20 protein-coding genes are annotated in these 19,269 nt (G+C 69.2%); 6 read left to right on the top strand and 14 right to left on the bottom strand.

Annotated elements, in window-relative coordinates; translation table 11 throughout:
• From ACLHRZ_RS32875 to ACLHRZ_RS32860, 4 genes are all read left to right on the top strand, one after another.
• Positions 1-389, top strand: a 389-nt coding sequence (locus ACLHRZ_RS32875; RefSeq protein WP_490422261.1) for a hypothetical protein, incomplete at its 5' end; no start/stop codon positions are given.
• 129 nt (positions 390-518) lie between these two features.
• Entirely contained in the window at positions 519-1,130 is a 612-nt protein-coding gene (locus tag ACLHRZ_RS32870) for a hypothetical protein (protein WP_490422260.1), read from the top strand.
• 24 nt (positions 1,131-1,154) lie between these two features.
• Positions 1,155-1,301 (top strand): hypothetical protein, encoded by a 147-nt coding sequence (locus ACLHRZ_RS32865; RefSeq protein WP_490422259.1) that lies wholly within the window; start codon positions 1,155-1,157, stop codon positions 1,299-1,301.
• Between the two features lie 369 nt (positions 1,302-1,670).
• Entirely contained in the window at positions 1,671-2,588 is a 918-nt protein-coding gene (locus ACLHRZ_RS32860) for an SMI1/KNR4 family protein (RefSeq protein ID WP_490422258.1), read from the top strand.
• Positions 2,589-2,662: 74 nt separating this feature from the next.
• On the opposite strand, the gene ACLHRZ_RS32855 is transcribed toward ACLHRZ_RS32860, so the two are convergent.
• The 11 genes from ACLHRZ_RS32855 to ACLHRZ_RS32805 all read right to left on the bottom strand — a co-directional run bounded on the left by ACLHRZ_RS32855 (position 2,663) and on the right by ACLHRZ_RS32805 (position 14,448).
• A complete protein-coding gene (locus tag ACLHRZ_RS32855) occupies positions 2,663-4,465 on the bottom strand; it encodes a hypothetical protein (RefSeq protein ID WP_490422257.1) in 1,803 nt (600 codons plus the stop codon).
• 467 nt (positions 4,466-4,932) lie between these two features.
• Positions 4,933-6,633, bottom strand: coding sequence for an ABC-F family ATP-binding cassette domain-containing protein (locus tag ACLHRZ_RS32850; protein ID WP_490422256.1), 1,701 nt, complete (start codon positions 6,631-6,633; stop codon positions 4,933-4,935).
• A gap of 490 nt (positions 6,634-7,123) precedes the next feature.
• Positions 7,124-7,558, bottom strand: a complete 435-nt coding sequence (locus ACLHRZ_RS32845; RefSeq protein ID WP_490422255.1) for a hypothetical protein — start codon at positions 7,556-7,558, stop codon at positions 7,124-7,126.
• A gap of 84 nt (positions 7,559-7,642) precedes the next feature.
• Positions 7,643-9,373: a relaxase/mobilization nuclease domain-containing protein gene (locus tag ACLHRZ_RS32840; RefSeq protein WP_490422254.1), complete on the bottom strand. Its 1,731-nt coding sequence runs from the start codon at positions 9,371-9,373 to the stop codon at positions 7,643-7,645.
• Positions 9,374-9,383: 10 nt separating this feature from the next.
• Complete coding sequence (locus ACLHRZ_RS32835) at positions 9,384-9,758, bottom strand: plasmid mobilization protein (protein ID WP_490422253.1); 375 nt, start codon at positions 9,756-9,758, stop codon at positions 9,384-9,386.
• A 263-nt stretch (positions 9,759-10,021) separates the two neighbouring features.
• The gene (locus ACLHRZ_RS32830; protein ID WP_490422252.1) at positions 10,022-10,255 is read right to left on the bottom strand and encodes a hypothetical protein; all 234 of its coding nucleotides are present in this window, start codon (positions 10,253-10,255) and stop codon (positions 10,022-10,024) included.
• Between the two features lie 97 nt (positions 10,256-10,352).
• Positions 10,353-10,544 (bottom strand): hypothetical protein, encoded by a 192-nt coding sequence (locus tag ACLHRZ_RS32825; RefSeq protein ID WP_490422251.1) that lies wholly within the window; start codon positions 10,542-10,544, stop codon positions 10,353-10,355.
• A gap of 86 nt (positions 10,545-10,630) precedes the next feature.
• The gene (locus tag ACLHRZ_RS32820; RefSeq protein ID WP_490422250.1) at positions 10,631-11,980 is read right to left on the bottom strand and encodes a DUF2637 domain-containing protein; all 1,350 of its coding nucleotides are present in this window, start codon (positions 11,978-11,980) and stop codon (positions 10,631-10,633) included.
• On the bottom strand, positions 11,977-12,588 hold the full coding sequence (locus ACLHRZ_RS32815) for a WhiB family transcriptional regulator (protein ID WP_490422249.1): 612 nt from the start codon (positions 12,586-12,588) through the stop codon (positions 11,977-11,979). Before ACLHRZ_RS32815 ends, ACLHRZ_RS32820 begins: the two co-directional genes overlap by 4 nt.
• Before the next feature lie 103 nt (positions 12,589-12,691).
• Complete coding sequence (locus ACLHRZ_RS32810; RefSeq protein WP_490422248.1) at positions 12,692-13,396, bottom strand: ATP-binding protein; 705 nt, start codon at positions 13,394-13,396, stop codon at positions 12,692-12,694.
• The gene (locus ACLHRZ_RS32805) at positions 13,396-14,448 is read right to left on the bottom strand and encodes a hypothetical protein (protein ID WP_490422247.1); all 1,053 of its coding nucleotides are present in this window, start codon (positions 14,446-14,448) and stop codon (positions 13,396-13,398) included. The genes ACLHRZ_RS32810 and ACLHRZ_RS32805 overlap by 1 nt, the downstream gene beginning before the upstream one ends.
• Positions 14,449-14,890: 442 nt before the next feature.
• On the opposite strand from ACLHRZ_RS32805, the gene ACLHRZ_RS32800 reads away from it, so the two are divergent.
• Positions 14,891-15,742, top strand: coding sequence for a helix-turn-helix domain-containing protein (locus ACLHRZ_RS32800; protein ID WP_490422246.1), 852 nt, complete (start codon positions 14,891-14,893; stop codon positions 15,740-15,742).
• Between the two features lie 94 nt (positions 15,743-15,836).
• On the opposite strand, the gene ACLHRZ_RS32795 is transcribed toward ACLHRZ_RS32800, so the two are convergent.
• Positions 15,837-17,081 (bottom strand): MAB_1171c family putative transporter, encoded by a 1,245-nt coding sequence (locus tag ACLHRZ_RS32795; protein ID WP_490422245.1) that lies wholly within the window; start codon positions 17,079-17,081, stop codon positions 15,837-15,839.
• 12 nt (positions 17,082-17,093) lie between these two features.
• On the bottom strand, positions 17,094-17,600 hold the full coding sequence (locus ACLHRZ_RS32790) for an ImmA/IrrE family metallo-endopeptidase (protein ID WP_490422244.1): 507 nt from the start codon (positions 17,598-17,600) through the stop codon (positions 17,094-17,096).
• A 478-nt stretch (positions 17,601-18,078) separates the two neighbouring features.
• On the opposite strand from ACLHRZ_RS32790, the gene ACLHRZ_RS32785 reads away from it, so the two are divergent.
• On the top strand, positions 18,079-18,732 hold the full coding sequence (locus ACLHRZ_RS32785; RefSeq protein WP_490422263.1) for an HAD-IA family hydrolase: 654 nt from the start codon (positions 18,079-18,081) through the stop codon (positions 18,730-18,732).
• Positions 18,733-19,062: 330 nt separating this feature from the next.
• On the opposite strand, the gene ACLHRZ_RS32780 is transcribed toward ACLHRZ_RS32785, so the two are convergent.
• Positions 19,063-19,233, bottom strand: coding sequence for a hypothetical protein (locus ACLHRZ_RS32780; RefSeq protein ID WP_490422243.1), 171 nt, complete (start codon positions 19,231-19,233; stop codon positions 19,063-19,065).
• Between the last annotated feature and the right edge of the window lie 36 nt (positions 19,234-19,269).

Genomic DNA, 19,269 nt, shown 5'->3' with positions numbered 1-19,269 from the left:
CGATCACCGCGACTTTGCAATCGCCCTGCTTCCAGCCCGTCTCCGATGACTGCGAAGTGATGCTGGAGCTCTGGCTGGGACTGATTACCAGCCGACGCCTGCGCACCGTCCTCAGGTCGGGAGAAGCCGTGGAGTACGCGGTCGGCGACGAGGATCTGCGGCTGCTCCTGGAGCCGCAACTTGCGCCGGACACCTTCACGAACCTGCTGACGACGAAGGGAACGGTCTACCCGCTGCCCGGAGTGGCACGCAACGAGAGCGTCGCCCGGATCCACCGCGAGATCGAACAGCAACGGGCCGACGGCGCTGCGGTCAACGGTCATCCGACCGCTGCCCACCGCCAGCGCTGCCTGGCACCCGGCGACGAGGTCGGACGGCAGTGCGATTAGCTCATCCCGGCGACGGAGACGTATTGCCGCACCCACCGATCCAAGCGGCGCTGCCGAGGAAACCCGGCACTGGACGACACCTGCACCACCGTCGTCCATGGCGACCTGGCGCATTGTCACTGGCATCGCATGACCGCCCTCTATGTGCCGCAAGGACAGCGCATCGTCGAAGACTTCACTCTCCCCCTGCCGCTTAACGGATGGGACCAGGGCAGCGACTGGGGATACGACACGGGAACGCGTTCCTTCTTCGCACGCCTCTATCGCAACGATGACGACCCTTCCGGAGCACCGGCCATCTGGCTGTCGGGCTCCCAACCTGATCTCACGGACGTGGTCGCGCTCACTCACGCCCTCCAGGAAGCGACCGGAAGAACTCGACGGGAAGTCGTGGACGCCCTGACGGCCGACCGGAAGTCACCCCAGCAACGCGCGGTAGCCACCCAGGACTGGGAACCAGCACCGTGCACCAGCCCCTGTCCGTGCGGCACTTCGGACTGCGGACACGGCGAACCCTGCCCGAACGACGAGTGCCCCGGCCACGACATCCACACGATGCGTAACCCGAGCAGCGAAGCAGACGTGACGGCATGGCAGGACCATTTCGACTGCTGCGAGGGCTGTGGTGCAAGCTTCCTGGACATCTCGCTCCCGGAGCGCCCCTGGGGCGAAGTAGAAGTCGACGGCACCGTGACGGTCTACACCGGGGTGTCTCACTACGAGCTTGGCGTCTACCCTTAGCACGCAGCGGCGCGGGGTGACGACATGCCCGCAGGTCTGGCAGCCCAGGCCCTGGTGTCCGGCATCGGCGAGGAGATCGACGAGGCCGGCCTGGCGAGCCTGGGTTATGTCCGCGCAACCACCGGGGCCGCATCTCGCCGTAGAACAGCAGTTGTCCTGCGGTACCGGTGAGGACCATGGTCTTCATCGCGTTCTGCTTGCTCTTGCCGGACATGAACCGGTTCCGGCCGTGCCTGCCCGCGGCCGGACGGCGGTCCTGGATCTCCGTGGCGTCGGTGATCGAGGTCTGTCCGGTCGCGCCCATGTGAGCGATGACGTCGGCGAGAGTACGCAGCCGCAGTCCGGGAGTGATGGTGCAGCCCCGCTCCGCCAGCAGTGGCCGTGCTTTACCGATGGCCTGGCTGATGGTGGAACGGTGTGGGGAACGCGAGCGTGCCTGGGGGAAAACTGCAGATGTCCAACAGAACGGCGCTATGACCTCGATTACGATCCAAGTTCTACGTCAGCGACCACGCGACGACCGCAGGGAGACATCGCGCCATGGCCACGACCGTTGACATACCCCCGCACATACAGGAGCGCTGCAACGAGCTTGGCAGCGGCGTCAGTTACGCGGTGAAGGTTCTGCGTGTGCAGCTAGGAGACGATCCTCTCATGGGAACTCCGCAGGGCGATCCGTCCCTGTATACCGTGGAGATCGATGGCGACACCTTCGAGGACTGCCCGGGGCTGCGGGTGCACTACGCCTACGGTCCCCCGCTGCTGGGAGAGGGCCGGGTGGAGATCCGGGGCATCACTGTGACACAGGCGCCCGCCACCGGCGACGAGGGCCAACACCAGGCGCTGGATCACGGTCTGGACGAGGTTGCGGTGCGGCAGGTGACCGCAGCGTGGCGGCGGATCGAGGCATGGCTGCGCGAGCATGCCCCGGCGTCGTGCGCGTCCCTCAATGCTGGTGCGTCCGTGGAGGAGATCGCCGCGCTGGAAGCAGCGCTCGGCCTGCGGATCCCCGCGGATCTGAAGGCGCTGTGGTCCCTGCATGCCGGTGTCCGAGACGTGCGCGGCGCGGGGTTCCTGCTGGACAATCGTGCGTTGATGGACCTGGAAGCGGTGGTCGCCTTCTACCGGATGCAGATGATGTTCCAGCAGCGCAGCCGTAGTGATGAGGACCCGACGTGGCGGCCGTCGTGGATTCCGTTCTGCTCGTACGGGGTCGACGACCGCAGCTCCGGTCTTTATCTGGACAGCGCCACCGGTGAGTTGGGCTACTTCAGCCGGTACGCGGAGCGCTGGACGGAATGCGCGTCACTGACCGTCTACCTGGAAGAGTTCGCCGACGCCTTGGAGGCGCCGGGCCTTGTCACGGGCGCCAGGCCGGGTCTTGCAGGCGGCGCCCTGGTATGGGGGCCGCCGAACTATCCCGATCCGGACCATCCGTGGGCGGAGCACACCGGCTGAACGGTCCGGTCGCAGACACGGGTGTGGGGGCCGGCTCGGGGCCGGCCCCCACAGGGCATGTTCAGGCGGTGCTGTTACGCCTTGCGCCAGACGCAGGTGGTGCTGGTGTTCGCGCAGTGCTCGAAGCCGGGATTTCTGACGAAGAACCCGTCATTGTCGAGCATCCGCCACGACGGTGCCGGGAACTCGTGGAACGCGCCGGAGTTCTGGACGTCGGGGATCGACGCCCTCCCGCAGCGTTCCTTGCCGCTGGGGCCGTTCTCGGCCTTCCTCGTGTCGGCGAGCAGACCGAAGTTGCTGCCGTCACCCATCTTGTCGCTGAACAGCTGAGCGCACTCATCACCGGAGGACACCTTGTTGACGCCGCCGGGGAAACCGCCGCTCTCGTGGGTGGTGGCCATGGCGTACTCGTCGCAGGACAGGGTTCCCAGCGACGCGTCGGCCGGGTGCTTGGACCAGCCGCTCGGGCACACCAGTCCGCGACTGTCGTTCGCCGACCACGGCTGGCCGCTGCTGTTCTTCACCGTGGTGTCCAGACCGAGATAATGCAGAAGCGAGTCCCACTTCACCGAACCGGCGTGGTCGGGCATCGTCTCCTGCATCAGCCAGTAGTACGCGCCGGCCGCCGGGTACAGGTTGGTGTCGACGGTGTAAGTGGGCTTGAAGAACGGCAGAACACAGCCGGGCGAGGGGCCCTTGAGGATGTCGTCGCAGCGCGGTGCCAGCTCCCGCACCGGGTCCACGCCGCTGGTGCCGAAGTTGGCCGTGGCGGGGTTCCCGCCGGCGTCCACGGTGGCGGTGACCGACCATCCGAGGTCGATGGTCTCCTTGCCTGTTCCGGACCAGGTGGTCTGGATGGTTCCCCAGCGCCCGCTGTACGGGTCGGCTGTCGCGGCGTCCCAGTACGCGTCGCCCGCAGTGTTGTTCTGGTTGTCCGCCCACCGGATGTTCGACGTCACGCAGGACTTGCACGACGACCCGACGTTCCACTTCATGCGGACGCCCTTGAGCTCGGGGTCGATGTGCTGGGGCACCAGCACGATCTGCTGGTCGAACTCGGCGAAGTCCGAGCCGCTGTCGCCCTTCTTCGGGTAGGTCTTGATGCGCTGCTCGATGTTGAAGGTGGCCGTCCCCAGCGCGGGCTTCTTCGGGTCGGTGCTGGTGAAGATCAGCGTGCCGGTGCCGATGCTCTTCATGCAGGCTTCGGTCCGGTTCATGTAGTCCAGGCCGGACGGCTTGTCGAAGCACCAGTCGACCAGATCGACGGCCGGTCCCACGGGCGCCGCCGACCGGAGAGCCTTCTTGGACGGCGGGTTCAGCTCGAAGCACAGCTCGTGACCCTGGGCGTCGGGCTTGCCGCACGTGCGCTTCTTCGTGGGGGCCTTGAAGGTGGTGCCGTCCTTGCGCAGGGTCGGCAGCGCCGGTCCCGGGTCGGTGCGCGTGAACTCGATGATCTTCTGGGCGACCGGGTCGATCGACGACGACGCCTGCGGCGCGGGGAACGTCACATAGGGCTCGATGCGGAAGTTCGCCCACGGCGACCAGTCGGTCTCGTACAGGCTTCCGTCGTAGGCAGAGGTGTGGAAGGTGTAGGTCACGCCCGGCTTGAGCCTGCCGTACGGGACGGTGACCTGCGCGGTCTTCCCCGACGCCACGAAGGGCGACACCAGGACCCCGTACGGATTGGCGTCGGTCAGTTTGACCTGGGTCTTCGGCTTGCCGTCAGCGTCTGTCGTCCACACCTCGAACGTGAGGTTGGCCGTGTGGCCGTCGGCGTCGGTGACCGTGTTCCGCAGCACCGTCTCCGGGGTGATGACGCGCCAGGTGCTGCCGGACTTGGTGTACTGCGGGCCGGCCGACGGACTCTTGCCGGACACGGGCCGCGCCCCTGCTGCCGCCGTGTTCTCCGGCCCGGCCGCCGGACGCGACGCCGGAGCCGCCGAGGGACTGGGGGCCGACGGTAATCCGGTGGCCGATGCTGTTCCCCCACCCACGAGAACAGCCAGGACAGCGCCGACGGCGAGGCGCCGCAGCGCCGGCAAAGTGCGTATGCGTCTCAATGATCCTCCCCTTGAGGGTACACATGTTCGACACAAGCTCATCATGCGCACCCACCGAGTCATAGACATAAGATCGCCATTTGCCCCATGCGGCTCCCGAGCGGCACGCAGTAAATGGCGATCCAACGCCCCTCTGTGGCACATCGGTTGCTCGTGCTGCCGGTCGACTGTGCGGATGTACGGTGGCCTCAGCCTCACCCGGGCAATTGGCTCTCCTGGGCAGCCGCGTTGACCGCCCATCCAGCTGCCGAGGCACGGCGGTCCTTCCGGTATCGGTCGTGTTTTCACCCGCCTGACAAACGGGCCGTGCCGGACCGAACGGCCGGTGCTGGAGTTCCGCCCACCTCCAGGCGTGGCCAGTGTGCGCAGTCCCGTAGCAACTGCCGGTCGTGCGTGGCGATGACGACGGCGGCGCTCGTGTCGCGTATCGCGTGGGTCAGCTCGTCGACCAGTGCCGACGACAGGTGGTTGGTCGGCTCGTCGAGCAGGATCAGCCCGGGCCGCCCGGCCAGCGCCAACGCCAGGTCGAGGCGCCGTCGTTGCCCCTGTGACATCCGCCCGGCCGGCGTGCGCAGCGCGTCGGGGTCCAGCAGGCCGAGTGCCCCGAGCGGGACGGCGTCGGCGTCGCGGAGCACCCCGCGGGCCACCAGTCGGCCCACGTGGCGGGCGTAGACCTCGCGGACCGTGAGGGAGGGGTCCTGCGCTGCGGTCTCCTGGACGACCCGGACGACCCGTGCCCCCTTCGCCGTTCGGACGTGCCCGTCCGTGGGGTCCAGCGCACCGGCCAGCACCGCGAGCAGCGTGGACTTCCCGGCACCGTTCGGTCCGGTGACCAGGAGCCGGTCGCCGCCGTCGAGGGCGAGGTCGAGGGGGCCGGCCAGCCGCCCGTCGACGGCGATGCCGTGCGCCCGCAGCTGTGGCGCCCCGGGCCGGACACCCGGGTCCGGCCACTGCAACGCCCGCGGCGGCTCCGGCACGTCGATCCGGTGTGCCTGAAGGGCGTCCTGCTGCCGGTGCAGGGCCTGTACGACGCCCGGTGCGCGGGTTTGGCGCTGGTGCTTGCCGGTCCCCTTGTCCGGCCGCCAGCCGGTGGAGAGCCGGTCGCGGGCCTTCGAGACCGCCTCCTGCAGCCGCCGCTGCTCGCTCTGCTGCTCCTCGTGGTCCTGTTCCCAGCGCTCGCGCTCGCGGCGCCGGGCGTCCTGCCAGGCGTCGTAGCCGCCGGCGTACAGGCGCGGCTTCCCGTCGCGGGTCGGGTCGAGGTCGAGGAAATGGTCCGCGACATCGCGCAGCAGTGCCCGGTCGTGGCTGACGACGGCGAGGCCGCCGTCGTGCTCGCGCAGCCTGCGGGTCAGGAAGTCCAGTCCGCCGGCGTCGAGATGGTTGGTCGGCTCGTCGAGCAGCAGGACGTCGTGCCGCGCGCCGAGCAGGCAGGCCAGCCGGACCCGGCAGGGCTGCCCGACCGACAGCGTCGAGAGCGGACGGTCGCGGTCGGTGCAGGCGCCGAGGGCCGACAGGGCGACGTCGACGCGGCGTTCGGCGTCCCAGGCGTCGAGCCGGGTGGCGGCCTCGAGCGCGGCGGCGTAGCGGTCGCCGGCACAGGGATCGCCCTCGGCCATGGCGAGGGTCGCCCCGTCGAGCGCGGCGAGGGCGGTGAGCGAGGCGGCCAGCGCCTCGGACGTCAGGGTGCCGACGGTCTCGCCGTCCCGTGCGGACAACTCCTGGCGGGCCAGGCCGATCGTGCCGGTCCGGTGCACGGTGCCCTCGTCGGGCGTGATCAGCCCGGCGAGGACGTGCAGCAGCGTCGTCTTGCCGCGGCCGTTCTCGCCGACGACGGCGAGACGCGACCGGGCGGAGACGGTGACCGAGACGTCGGCCAGAACATGCCGGGACCCACGGGTGACGGTGACGCCCTCGGCGCGCACGTGCGCGCTGCCGCCCGCCTCGACGGGCAGTGACATGGCTTCGGGGGTGGGGTTGAGGTTCAACGGATGCTCCGCAGCTCGCAGTGGAGCCGGGCAACACAAAACGGCCGCCCGGCGGGAACCGGAACGGCGAGCGCAGATTCAGCTTCGACAGAAAACGGAAAGAAGAGAAGAAGGCGCCGCCGTCAGCGGGCCGAACGAACCTTCTGCGACCAGATACCTCGTGCCATGACCGGCAGGCTAACAGCAGCGGCACCCCCGTTCACCCGGATTACGGCCCGTCATGCGCGGCCCACCCCTGTGGTCCGGCGGTCGAGGGCCCCACCACCTGCCACCGAACGTGCGACCAGCGGGATTCGGGCGTCTCCTGTCCCATTCCAGGAAACCCGGGACCAGCTGACACACCCCCGACCACCGGGCTGACGCATCACCGGACCTCACGCCGGACGTACCCGTTCGCTACTTGCTTGGGTGTTGAACCGGCCCAATTCAAACTCCATAGCGCCCGCCTGTGACCGACATACCCGACCCGTCTGCCGGTGAACAAAGCCATTCATGACGTCCGCCCACACCCATCAGACAGGTCCCATTCGGTCAGGTAGGTGCCGGAGAACGCGCCGTCGTAGCCCATGGAGCGCAGGGCGTGATGGAAGTCCGGTGCCACGTCCGTGACGGGGCCCATTAGATCGTCGAACCGTTGGGGCGTCATGCGTGGTTCGGGCCAGGTGTGGGTGCAGCGGCAGCGGATGAATACGCCTTCACTGGCCTTGATCACCATCCATTCCCTTTCCGCCTCGCACTGGCGGCAGGTGACGGTCGTATCCGCGATGACCAGTGGCCCGGGGTGAGGGAAGGCCATGAACGACACCGTGGTCCGGTCCACTCGCCAGTCCGTCGGCACCTCGAAGGACTCTGGAGCGGACCGCACTGCTGCTTGAGCGGCGGGCTCCTGCCCCTGGCGGGCGGTCTTCCTCTTGTGCCAGAACATCCGATGTCCCTCCTGTTGCGCTGCCGTCTGCCATTCACGATGGGCCGCGGGCGCCCTGCAGAGCTACTTGCGATTGCGCGTGCATCAGAAACTTGTCCGCCCTGCACGGCGGTAGTTGCCGGGATATGCCGGACGTGCCGTACGGGCAGTGACTGTCGGCACCGGGGCGGCCGTGGTCTGCGGCGCGTGGATGGGAAGGTCGGCGAGGTGGCGTATGCGCCAGACGAGGACGTCGCTGACGGAGTCGGCCGAGTGCAGCTCGCGCTGGTCGGCGGCTTCGCGGAGGAGGGAGGCGGGGTCGGCTCCGGTTCGTGCGGCGTCGTTGAGGGTGGCGGCCAGGGCATCCCATCCGCCCTCGGCGAGTACCGTCTCCGCGAGGTGCGGCAGCACGGTGTGCACGGTCGTCTCGTACCGGGCGCGGGTGGTCCGCGGGAGGCGTCGGCCTCGGCGGCGTAGTTCAGTCAGCGGGGCGTGGGCCGTGGTGCGGTAGGCGGCGCGCAGGTGGTCGGCGGCCTGGCGGGCGGCTGCGGCCTGCTGGGCGTGCTGGTGCTGGGCGTGCCAGCGGGCTGCGGCCACCACGACGAAGAGCAGGGTGGAAAGCACCATGGCGGTGGCCGCTCCGTCTTCTCCGCGTCCGAGGGAGGGGCTGGCGTAGACGATTTCCCGGGCGGCTTTGCGCAGGGCACGTGCTTCGGCGTGCTGGGCGCGGATGTGAGAGCGGCTGGCGCGTTCGAAGGCACGTGCTGCCAGACGCAGTTCGTCGCGTGTGGTGGCGGAGGAGGTTTTGGCGAGGGCGTCGAGAAGTTCTCCGGTGGCGGAGAGCTGGGCTGCTGCGGCGCCGTCGTCGCTCTGGTCGTTGAGGAGGAGAGCGGCGTCCCAGACGGGGCTGGTTGCTGCGCGGCGGGCCGAGGTCGGGCTGGTCGGCCGGGAGTGGATGGTGGCGCCTTCGCTCAAGTCCGTTGCGGCGAGCGGTTCCTCGGTTTCGGGGGCGAAACGTTCGCGGATGCGGGGGAGGGAGAGGTCGGGGGCCAACTTCGACCCCGAGTAGAAGACCGGTTCGCCTCGGCCATTGCGGTCGCCCGGGAGGGCGACGGTGTAGCCGAGCAGGTCACCCGAGGGGGCGATGCGGGTGCGTACGAGCAGGCCGGCCGCGGCGAGGCGGTCGAAGAACTCCTGCTCGGTGGCGGCGCCGGCCACCGCGCGCCGTACGCGCTCGCGCAGTTCCTCGCGCGGGGTCTGCGTGCGGCGTTGGCGTTCGGCCTTGTGCCGTTCGGCGCTGGTGGGCCGTTTCGCAGCGGTGCCGTCGCCGGCGTTGACGGCGGTGAGCCCGTACTCGGCTTCGATGAGACGGCACTCGGCCTGAGCGCGCTTGCCCGAACGGTGGTGATTGGGCATGTGGCCGTCCTCACGCACCAGGGTGGCGATGATGTGGACGTGATCGTCGGCGTGCCGTACCGCTGCCCAGCGGCATCCGGCGCCGTCCCCGTCGTCGATGCCGGTGGCCGCGACGACGCGCCGCGCGATCTCCCCCCACTCCTGGTCGGAGAGGATCCGGTCGCCGGGAGCCGCGCGGACCGAGCAGTGCCATACGTGCTTGGCCGGCCGCAGCTCCTTCTCGAGCGCCTGCACTGGCTGGTCGAGAAGGAGTTGGAGCTCCTTGAGCGTGGCGGCCGGGTCGCGGCCGGGGTCGGGGGCGGCGCCGTCAAAGGAGGCGACCAGGTGAGGGTCGATGTGCTCCTCGTGGGTGCCGGGGCCGTAGAGGTAGGAGAGGAGACCGATGGTCCGGCTGCCCTGCTTGTGGACTCGGGGGATCACGTTCGGGTGCCTACTGGTCGAGGAGCCGGACGGTGGCGGCCTGCAGACGCTCGGTCGCCCGGCGTACCGCGTCCAGCACGACGTCGGTCTGGGGCGCGTGGCCGTCAGAGTTGAGGACCTTGGCGACCTGGTTGAGGTTGTTGCCGACTTGACCGAGGTGCCTTCGTGCGGCGAAGAGTTCGGCGAGCAGTTCACGGTCGCCGGCGATGCGGGCCGCGCTGGTGGTCAGGTCGCGGGCGGCGGCGAGACCGGCGTGGGCGAGGAAGCCGGCATCGGTCATACCGGCAGCCTTCGCGCCGGCGGAGATGAGGGCGAGCTCGCTGTCGCTCAGGCGGACGTTGCGGAAGCGGTTGCGCTGGCGTGGCTGACGGGTGCGATGGCGCACACGAGGCTGCTGGGGCGCGGCGTGCTCGCACTGCTGGGTGTGGCAGGTATGGGTCTCGCCCCCCGCTGGCTGCGGTCCGCCCTCGGGCGCAGCCCCTTCGGCCGGTGCCTCCTGGCGCCGGCCGGCCTCCGCCACCCCCGGGGCGGAGGCGGTTTTGGATACTCCCCCGACGGGGGAGTATCCAAAACTCCAACTTGCTCGCCCTGAGGTCGAGTTGGATGTCACCTGCGGGTCCGCGGGGTTCGGGGACGATCGGCGGTTTGTCATCGATTCTCACCGTCGGTGGCGCGCAGCTGCTGCTGGAGTGTGGCGGCCAGGGTCAGGACTTCGTCGGTGTCGCGCAGCAGCCACACCGTGCTGTCGGGGCGCATCTGGGCGAGCCACTGCCCGTCCGGCCCTTCGACGGCGGCGTGTACGAGGCGGTAGCGCAGGAGCACGTCGATCCAGACGGCGGCCTCCAGGTCGGCGTTCGGTGCGGGCATCGGGTGGTGGGGCATGTGCGGCGCGAACTCCCTTGTGGAGCGGGGGTGGGGCGGGCGGCCCGGCTGAGGAGTGGCCGGGCCGCCTGGTGGCGATAGCAGCGGTGTGTGCTGGTCAGCCGCATTCGCGGCAGCGGCGGAGGTGCCGGTTCAGGGCCCGGGCCATGGCGTGGTGGGTGGTCTGGGCGCTGGTGCGGCAGGTCCGGCCCAGGGGGCTGGCCGGGGCGCGGTCGGCGCGGCTCTTGTAGCCGGTGATGTCGCGCTCGAAGGCAGTCTGGATGGAGCGGAAGCGGTGGCAGTGGTGCACAGCGATGGCCTTTCGCGGGCGTGTGGGGTGTGCGGCAGCCGGGGGCTGGGCCGCCGCACACCGGGTAAGGCGGGTGAGCGGGGCGATCAGGCGGCGAGCGCGGCTTCGTCGCGCAGGCGCTGGAGGATCAGGCCGAGGCGCTGGTTGCTGACCTGGATCTGGTGCTCGCGCAGGCCGCTGCGGACGACGGTCCGGTTGATACGGCCATGGAGCTTGACCGCGGCGCGGGCGATCGGCAGGAGTTCTTCGATGTCCTGCTCTTCGCCGTCGCCCCCGGTCGCGGACCGGTCCGCGCTCTGCCGGTCCGCAGCATCAGTGGTCCGCTGGTCCGCGGTGGCATCGAGGGGTGCGGACTGGTTCTGCGGACCGGTCCGCTGGTCCGCACCCTCCCGCGGACCGGTCCGCACCTCTTCGTCCGTCTCGGAAGGCGCGGACCGCTGATCCGCAGCGGACCGGTCCGCGGTCTGCGCCGACGGTCCAGAGGACGCGGTGTCCGCAGGCCGGGGACCGGGCGCCCGGACCGATGCGGTCGCGGACCGGTCCGCAGACGCGGTCCGGGGCAGCGGACCGGATGTCTCTGGTTCCTGCGGGTGCGGCAGCGCCTGCTCGCGGTCGGCGGCGAGGGCTTCGTGCGATGCCGACACCTGGGGGAGCGGACTGTCGAGGGTCCGGGCCTGCGGTCCGCTGAGAGGACGGACCGTCTCAGCGGACCGGTCCGCAGCGGTGGTCCGGATCGAGCGGCCTGGTCCGCTGGCCTGCCCGGAACCGTGATCCTGGTGCGGACCGGTCTGCATCGTGTTCTCCGGACCGGCTGCTGCAGAGCTCTGGTCTGTGGGCCGGTCCGCACGAGCGGTCCGCTGGTCCGCGCACGAGGCTGTCTCGTCGCGGACCGATCCGCTGGCGGGACTTGCCTTGAAGGTGTGAAGCGATTCTGCGGACCGGTCCGCACACGCCGGCTGATCCCCCTGGACCGGTCCGCGCGCTGCCTCGGTGCGGACGGGCTGGTGGCGAGTGATCAGGATGTAGAGGTGGACTGCGCCGGCGAGGGCGAGTGGGGCCAGGGTGGACAGGATTCCGACGGTGACGTCGCCGAGCCGTAGTTCGGCGTTTTCGGCATGGTGGAGTTGGTTGAGCCGGATGGCGTGCAGGGCGTTGGCCCAGATGCTTGCGGCGGTGGCGGTGCCGAACAGGGTCCAGACGTAGAGCCGTGCGCGCCAGGGCGCGGTGCGGGTGAGGATCAGGGCTCGGACGCCATAGCCGATGAAGCCATCGATGACCAGCGGATAGAGGTAGGTAAGCAGGCCGCGGATGTGGATGGCGACGGCCATCTGCTGGAGTGCGTCGTACGACAGGGCGCATCCAGCGGCGCCGAGAGCGAGGATGGCTGCGCGGTCCCAGTCGCCGACCGCCGTGGTGGTGTTGCCGTTGGTGGTCACGCGGCCTCGCCGAGGCTGTCGAGGTCGATGGCCTGGCCCAGGCGTCCGGGCACGGCTGTGGTGCCGGAGGCGGCATCGTGGGCGGGCTCGTCATGGTCGCCTGTTTCCTGCCAGTAGCGGTCGCGATCCTCGATCTCGTTGTGGGCGTTGCGCAGCAGGTCAGTGGCCCAGTCCTGACTGACCTTCAGGGTCCAGGCGAGCTGTTCGGCGGTGAAGCCATGGAGGTAGGCGAGGCGGGCGACGGCGGCTCGCTCGATGCTGCTGAGGTGGACGTCCATGCCGCGCAGCGCGGCGACGACGCGGTCGCCGTCCAGGCGGTAGTCGAGCTTGTGGTGCAGGGGCCGGCGTTCGTCCTCCGTCATGCCGCCCCGGATGCCGTAGAAGCTCTCGCTCTCCAGCGCGGCGTCCAGGCAGATCCGTCGTACGGGGCACTGGGAGCACAGCGCCCTGGCCTGGGCGATGTCCTTGCGGGCGCGGGAGGTGGGGAAGAACAGCCGGTCGGCGATGTCGGGTTCGAGGGCGGCGCAGGCGGCCTTGTCGTGCCAGGACTGGTCACCGAGCCGCCGGAAGCCGGAGGCGGGCATGGCGGTGGTGGTGCGGGTGCGCATGGGAAGGTGCTCCGTTCGCCCCCGGGGCGCGTGCGGACAGCGCTCAGCGCGGGGGGTCGGGTGAAGGGTGTGTAGGGAAGCGGCGAGAGCCGGGAGAAGCCGGTTAGGCGGCGATGTCCTGGCGGCGGCGGTCGGGGCCGGTGAAGACCACCTGTTCGCACATGCCGGTCAGGCGGGAGGCGACCCGGTCACCGATCTGGGCCCGCAGATCACGGATGGGCAGGTTGCTGGTGACCAGGGTGGGCAGCTGGTGGATGCTGCGCTGGTTGATCATCCGGTAGGTCAACTCCTCAGTCCACTCCGAGGACTTCGCGGCGCCGAGGTCGTCGAGGATCAGCACCGGGGTGCGGATGATGCGCCGGAGCATCCACTCCGGGTCGACGCCCTGGCGGGGGCGCATCTCGGCGTAGAGGTCGGCGGCGGTCGTGGCGTGCCAGCGCACGTCGATGCCGGCGCCGAGCAGGGCGCGGATCGCACCGAACGCGGCGTGCGTCTTGCCCCGGCCGGTACGGCCGACCAGCAGCAGCGACGGGCCATGGGTCACCTGCCGACGGGCCCGCAGGTTCGGAGCCTCGGCACCCTCCGCGATCGTGCGCACCCAGTCGGCCACCCGCGGATGCTCGGCAACCGCGTTCCGGTACAGCCGCGGGATCCGCGCCTGCGCGGCCTCCAGGGCCGGGATCGGCTCGGGGGTGTCGCTGACCAGCGTGCCGCCTTCGGGCATGCCACGCTCGGCGAAGATCCGTGCGAAGCGGGCCATGTGCGGGGCGGCTGACACGGGCTCGGGCTCGCGGCGGCGGCCGGCCATCAGAGCGCCTCCTCGTAGGCCGAGTCGTCGCTGGGGTTCATCCACGGCGTGTACCCGCCGCCTGCCCGTGGGGCCTGCCAGCTCGCAGCGGCGGGGGCGGCGTTCATGACCTCGTTGACCACGCTGGCCAGCGCACCCGGGTTCAGCCCCTTGACCCGCAGCCGCTCCAGGGCAGCCCGCAGATGCTCGGGGGCGATGCCCTCGTCGATCAGCTGCTTCAGCTCCCGCCCCAGGTGCCCCCGAAAACGCTCCGGCGGCCGGTGTGCGCAGGCGGCGACATACTCGCCGATCAGGGTCTTGGCCGAGACGGTCGAGGGCGCGGGCGCGGTGCGCCCCGAAGGTATGGATCCAGGATCCAAGATCCTAGATCCAGACGCCGAGGGCTCGGCGAGTCCTCGGCGAGGGTTCGACGAGTCTTCGTCGAATGTGCCCTGACCTGCGGGTTTGTCGCCATCCGTGGAATCGGCGGGCTCCGGGTGACCAGCGGCGTGCGCCGGGGTGTCCGCAGGGGCGGAGGCGGAGGTGCTCGATGATGGCGAGGGCTGTGAGGGGCTCGCGAGGACTCGCCGAGTGTGCGTCGACTCCTCGTCGAGGACTCGGGGAGCGTTCGTCGAGGACTCGACGACGCGGACCGACGGTGCTGGCGTACGGTCCGGCCGAGGTGCCTGGGCGCACTCGCCCTTGCAGGCGCCGCATCGCTTCTCATCGTCGTGAGCGGAGCACAGAGGCAGGCGCGAAGCGCTGGGCCGGTCGATCTTCTGGTGCTTCGCCCAGGCCACGATGTGCAGGTACCCGCGCCCGTCGCACCCGGCGTACCGGCAGATCAGCCCGGCAGCGGCGAGCTGCTGGAGATCGTCCTCGACGTCCAGCGGGGTGTGCTCGGGGCGCAGCGGCCACAGCTTCCCCGCGATGATCGCGGGATGGTCGCGGTGGCGTCCATGGTCGTCGGCCTGGGTCAGCAGCCCGAAGAAGGTCCGCTCGGCGGTGACCGTGCAGGCGGCCAGGGACTCGGAGACGAAGGCCTCCGGCTTGATCGTGCGGATCCGCGCCATCAGATATCACCCCGCCCAGCTGTTCTGGCTGTCACCGGGATGCTGGCTCTCGGCTGGCGTAGGGGTAGGGGAAGCAAGCTGTCCGCCGCGCCCGCCGTCGGCGTGAGCAGCATGCCCGCGCCCAGTGCAGCCGCGGTGCCGAGCGTGATGGGATACCGAAATCGGCGCGCGACGTGCGCGCGGTGCGGGGGAGGTGGCACACTCATGCAGTCTCCGAATGTTCGGGTCCACCCGATCCGTTCACATCAGGTTTACGAGGCCGTGGGCGTGGGCGGGTCGGGTCCCAGCTCATGTGGAGCGGGGTATGTAGGCGTAGCGACAAGGGATGCCGGGGCATCCCCAGCGGTCGGTACGAAAACCTACCTGAAGTCGGTATCGGTATCAATCTTGGGGATACAGTAATCCTGTATCTCCCGATCCGTTGAGTCTTGGAGTCGCGTCCGTGCCGCCTCGTCAGTTCCACGGTCCGGGCCTGCGTGTGATGCGTCGCGGCCTCGGTCTGACCCAGGCCGCCCTTGCCAAGGCGTTGGGCGTCAGCAAGACCGCGGTCGTCGACTGGGAGAAGAACGACGAGCACTGCCCGCCGCCCGAGCGACTGCCGGCGATCGCGAAGGCCCTCGGCGAGGATCTCGATGTCCTCTTCCCCCGCTATGGGCCGCCGGACCTCGCCGACCTCCGCGCGGACGCCGGCTTCACTCAATCCAAAGCGGCCGAGGCCCTCGGCACGACGCGCGTGCCGCTGAGCAATGCGGAAAGAGGCAAGAAGCCACTTCCGCCGGACCTCCTCGTCCGCATGGCCGCCCTCTACAAGGTCACGGCCGAAGAGCTGGCAGACGCACAGGAACGCTCTCGCGACACTGTGACACCAGCGCCTGTGACGATGCTCCGGCCACCCCAGGGGCTGGATGAGAAGCTCCACTACCTGCTGGAATGCAGCCCCAAGGTGACCAACGCAGACGTGGCCGCGGCCGTCAACCGGAAGAGCGGGGCCGACCTGGAACCGCAGGACATCGAAGACCTCAGGACGCGGACGCGGAGCACAGAACAGGTCTTCGCCGGGCTGCCACTCGCAGCCGTCCGCGACGGACTGGCGGAGGCGCTGAAGGTCACCCCCTTCGAGTTCATGGACCGCGAGGAAGTGGAGCAGGACGTGATCGACGCACTGGCCTTCCTCACGGACAAGCGCGAGGGCGAGGTGACCGTCGCCGCTCGTGGTGCAACGCCCGGCATCTCCCCCGAGATGGTGGCCACGATCAAGGAACTACTGCTTCGCAATTCCGGCAAGCAAAAGTAGCCCGCGCGTTGGTTGCCTGCCGCGGAGGCTGAAGGGCTCCGCAGCAGGCAACCAGCGCGCCACAGCAGCACAAGCAACCTCGGTGGTCGGTCGCTCAGGCGGGAACAGCCTGCGCGTGTACCGCGAATGGCGGCTGGCCCGCACTGTCGAGAAGGGCGTCGACCGCGGCGGGAGCGATCCGGGCGCGGACGTCCTGGACCCGTACCAGCCAACGCCCCTCGCCGATACTGTCGCTGTAGGGCTTGGGCGGCAGGGCAGGAGCAGGCAGCTCCGAGCGGCGCCCCTCCCGGGCTGAGCGCAGTGCAGCAGCGATCCAGTACGCCTCGGCCGCAGCCTCCTGGTCCGGATGCTCGGCCGCGACCTGTTCGACGACCGGCCAGAGCTCCGGGACCACGTGATGACGCAGTTGCTCAACCGCGTCACCGACCGCTTGGACCGTGCGATCCAGACGGACGTCCAGGGCAGGCGCATGGCGCGCGGCTTCCCGCAGTCGCGATGCGGGGGGCTGGAAGTACAAGTCGGGGAACTGGTGGGCGAGGTCCCGGCTCAGCGGGTGCAGGTGCCAAAGCGTCCGGCGGGTCCTCCAGCGCTCGAGCGCCACCCCGGTGGTCGGCAGGCTGGCCCCGCACATGAAGAGAATCCCACCCAGCATGTTGAGCAAGTTGCTGAGGGAGACCACTAGGTGGGTACATCCGGGCGAGGGAGGAAAGATCATGGCTCCCCACATGAAGGACACCCGGATCACCGAGTACGCGGCGAAAAGCCAGCAGGCCGCAGCGCCCAGGCCGAGGCTGATGCGCAGCACTGCCGACTCGGCGCGCCGGCTGACGTGCCCCCACTGATAGGCGCAAGTCGCGCCCGATGAGCCCAGGTACAGGTAGAAGCACGTGGCGAACAAGCATGCGCCCCACTGCCCGGCGTGGTCGGCTGTCAAGTCCCTGCTCGGAACGGAGCGGTCCACCACGACGAAGAACAGGAACAGCATCAGGGGGACGGCCACCGAGGTTGCCCGCCGGGATACGCGGGCAACCCGGCGGCAGATCTCGATGTAGCGCGGCGGCGCGTCCTGGCTGACGCCGTAGCTGGTCACCGCGTAGCTGAGCAGCGCCAGCGAGGCAGCCATGGCGGCGAAGTCCTTGATCAGACCGCTCAGGTCGTTGACGCCGAGGCTGTTAATGTCATGCTCAACCGGCGGGAAACGCGCCCAGAGTGCTACGGCGAAGCCGGCGGAGCAGCCCCACAGAGCACGCCGCAGAGGGTCGCCGTAGCGGACGGCGGGCAGGCGCCACAGCGCGACCGCGGTCATCGCGAGGCAGACAGACAAGAGGAAGAAGCTCAAAAGGGGCGGTCCTTACGGCCGTCGGCCCCGGCGCGGCGGGGCGAGGGGATGAGTCAAGGAGGCCTCCATGACGCTGACCAGGTCCTGCCCGAAGGCGGTTTGCCTGCGTATCTGCTGCCGGATGACGGAAGCCGACAGCTCGGCCTCCCGTTCCTCCGTGGTGTCGAACTGAGCGCGGGCGTTCACGACGGCCGTCGGGCCCACGAGTTCGGCAAGAACCGGCTGGAGAGCTTCGGACAATTCTTCGGCTACCTGCACGTCGTTGCCATGGTCCAGCCACAGATGGGCCAGTTCATGGAAAATGATATTGGTGGTTTGGTTGGGCGTGGGGCGAGGCCGGTAGACGATGATGTGGGTTTGATCGAAGTTGAGACGCAGACCGCATGCTGAGCGCAGATCGGTCACCGGAGCGGCGACGGGGAGTAGGTGAATGGTGCAGTCTCGGGCGTCCTCGATGTTCTTGATCAAATTCTTGAGCGTGTACGGATCGGGCAGAGGGAAGTCTTGCAGTCGTTGCATGCAGTGCCTGCTCAACCTGCGCATCTCGCCGCCCTTAAATGCCCGGCGAATGGCCATTCCCGCGGCCTGCCTCTCTCGTGTCTCGTTCCTGTCCTGCTGTCGTGGGCCCCCTCCGTTGCTGCACCCCCGGTGCTTCAGCACGGCTTCCCGCTGATGGCCAGTACTGGAGTATCCCCGTAGTCGACTTGGCAAATCTTCATGATCACCCTGAACAGTCGACGTGGAGCAGCTATAGCCAAGATCGGAATCTCTTCCTCCGGCCAGCCTATTTTAGTTGCCTTCTGGCTTTCACCTCCCGGGGCGCCCCACGGACTGCCTGGCTGCCGGCTTCGTGGTGTCAGGTGGGTCCTTCCTGTTCTGGTGAGATGAAGCTCACTAATAAGTGATGCGCGGGGAAGGGGTGTAATTGGACTCTGGTCAGGGAGTGATCAGCACCCGCATCACGTGCCTGCTTGTGTATGCCATGTACTCTCCCATCATGCGATTCTCGGCAGATGCCATCCTTTTCGACAGCGACGAAACACTGGTTTCCTCCCAGCGGTCGGTCCTGCGCGTGTGGAGCCAGTGGGCCGAGTCGTACGGCATGACCCTCGAAGAAGCGATGAGCCGAGTCGAAGTACACGGTCGGCCAGCTGCCGCGATCATCGCGGACCTCCTGCCTGAAGAGCAGGTCAAGGACGGCGTGCAGCGTCTGGTGGATGCAGAGGTGGCTGATGCGGCGGCTGGCGGCGTGGAGGCGGTTGGCGGTGCCGTCAAGCTGCTGGCCTCGCTGCCTCAGGACCGCTGGGCTGTGGTGACGTCCAGCAGCCGGCGGGTAGTCGAAGCGCGCCTCGCCCCGGTCGGCATCCGGCCGAAGGTTCTGGTCGCTTCCGACGACGTCACTCACCACAAGCCCCACCCCGCCCCTTTTCTCCTTGCGGCCGAGCGGCTCGGCGTCGACCCGGCCCGCTGCGTCGTCGTCGAGGACTCGCCCACTGGGCTGACCTCCGGACGGGCGGCTGGCATGGCCACCATCGCTCTGACGACGACGCACAAGGCGCACCAACTCGAGGCGGACGCCACGGTTTCTGATTTCACCGGTGTGTCCGTCCAGGTCACCGAGACCGGTGTCCTAGAGATCACTGTCGGCTGACCAGCCGTGGAGGGGGCCGGCGACTGCCCGCTATCTGCTCCTGGTGCTCAGCGACCGGGTCGACATGCAGTGTGCAGTGGACCCAGGGCGCAACCACCCCCGCTGGACTGGAGTAAGGGGAATGGTTCCGGACATACCGGTGCACGCTCGTGCCCGCGTGCGAGGGCCACCTCTGAGGTGGTGTCGACGAACTTCTTCCGGCCCCGAGGGGCAGGGGCGAGTGGAAGAGCGAGGCCACGTCGCGGATCATGTTCGTCAGGTTTCCCAACGCGGTGCGCGCCGCCACGGCGGCCGCCGTCGATACCGCGAGGGGGGCCTGGCCAGAGATGGTCAGCCACACCAGCCGACCGTTGTGGCTGCGACGGCGGTGAGCGCCGGGAGGGCCTTGCAGGCGCGATCGGGCACCAGGCCGCCGCCCAGGATTGGCACCGTCGCCTTCGTAGCGGCCGCCAGCGCCACGTCGGCCGCGACGCCGGATTCGAAAGACAAGGCCTGTTTCACGCGCTGGTCGGGATGCGGCTATGCGAGTCAACTTCC

Source organism: Streptomyces sp. AM25 (genome assembly GCF_058146165.1).
Note: the sequence above shows the minus strand (reverse complement) of the source record. Positions and strands in the feature narration are given on the sequence as shown.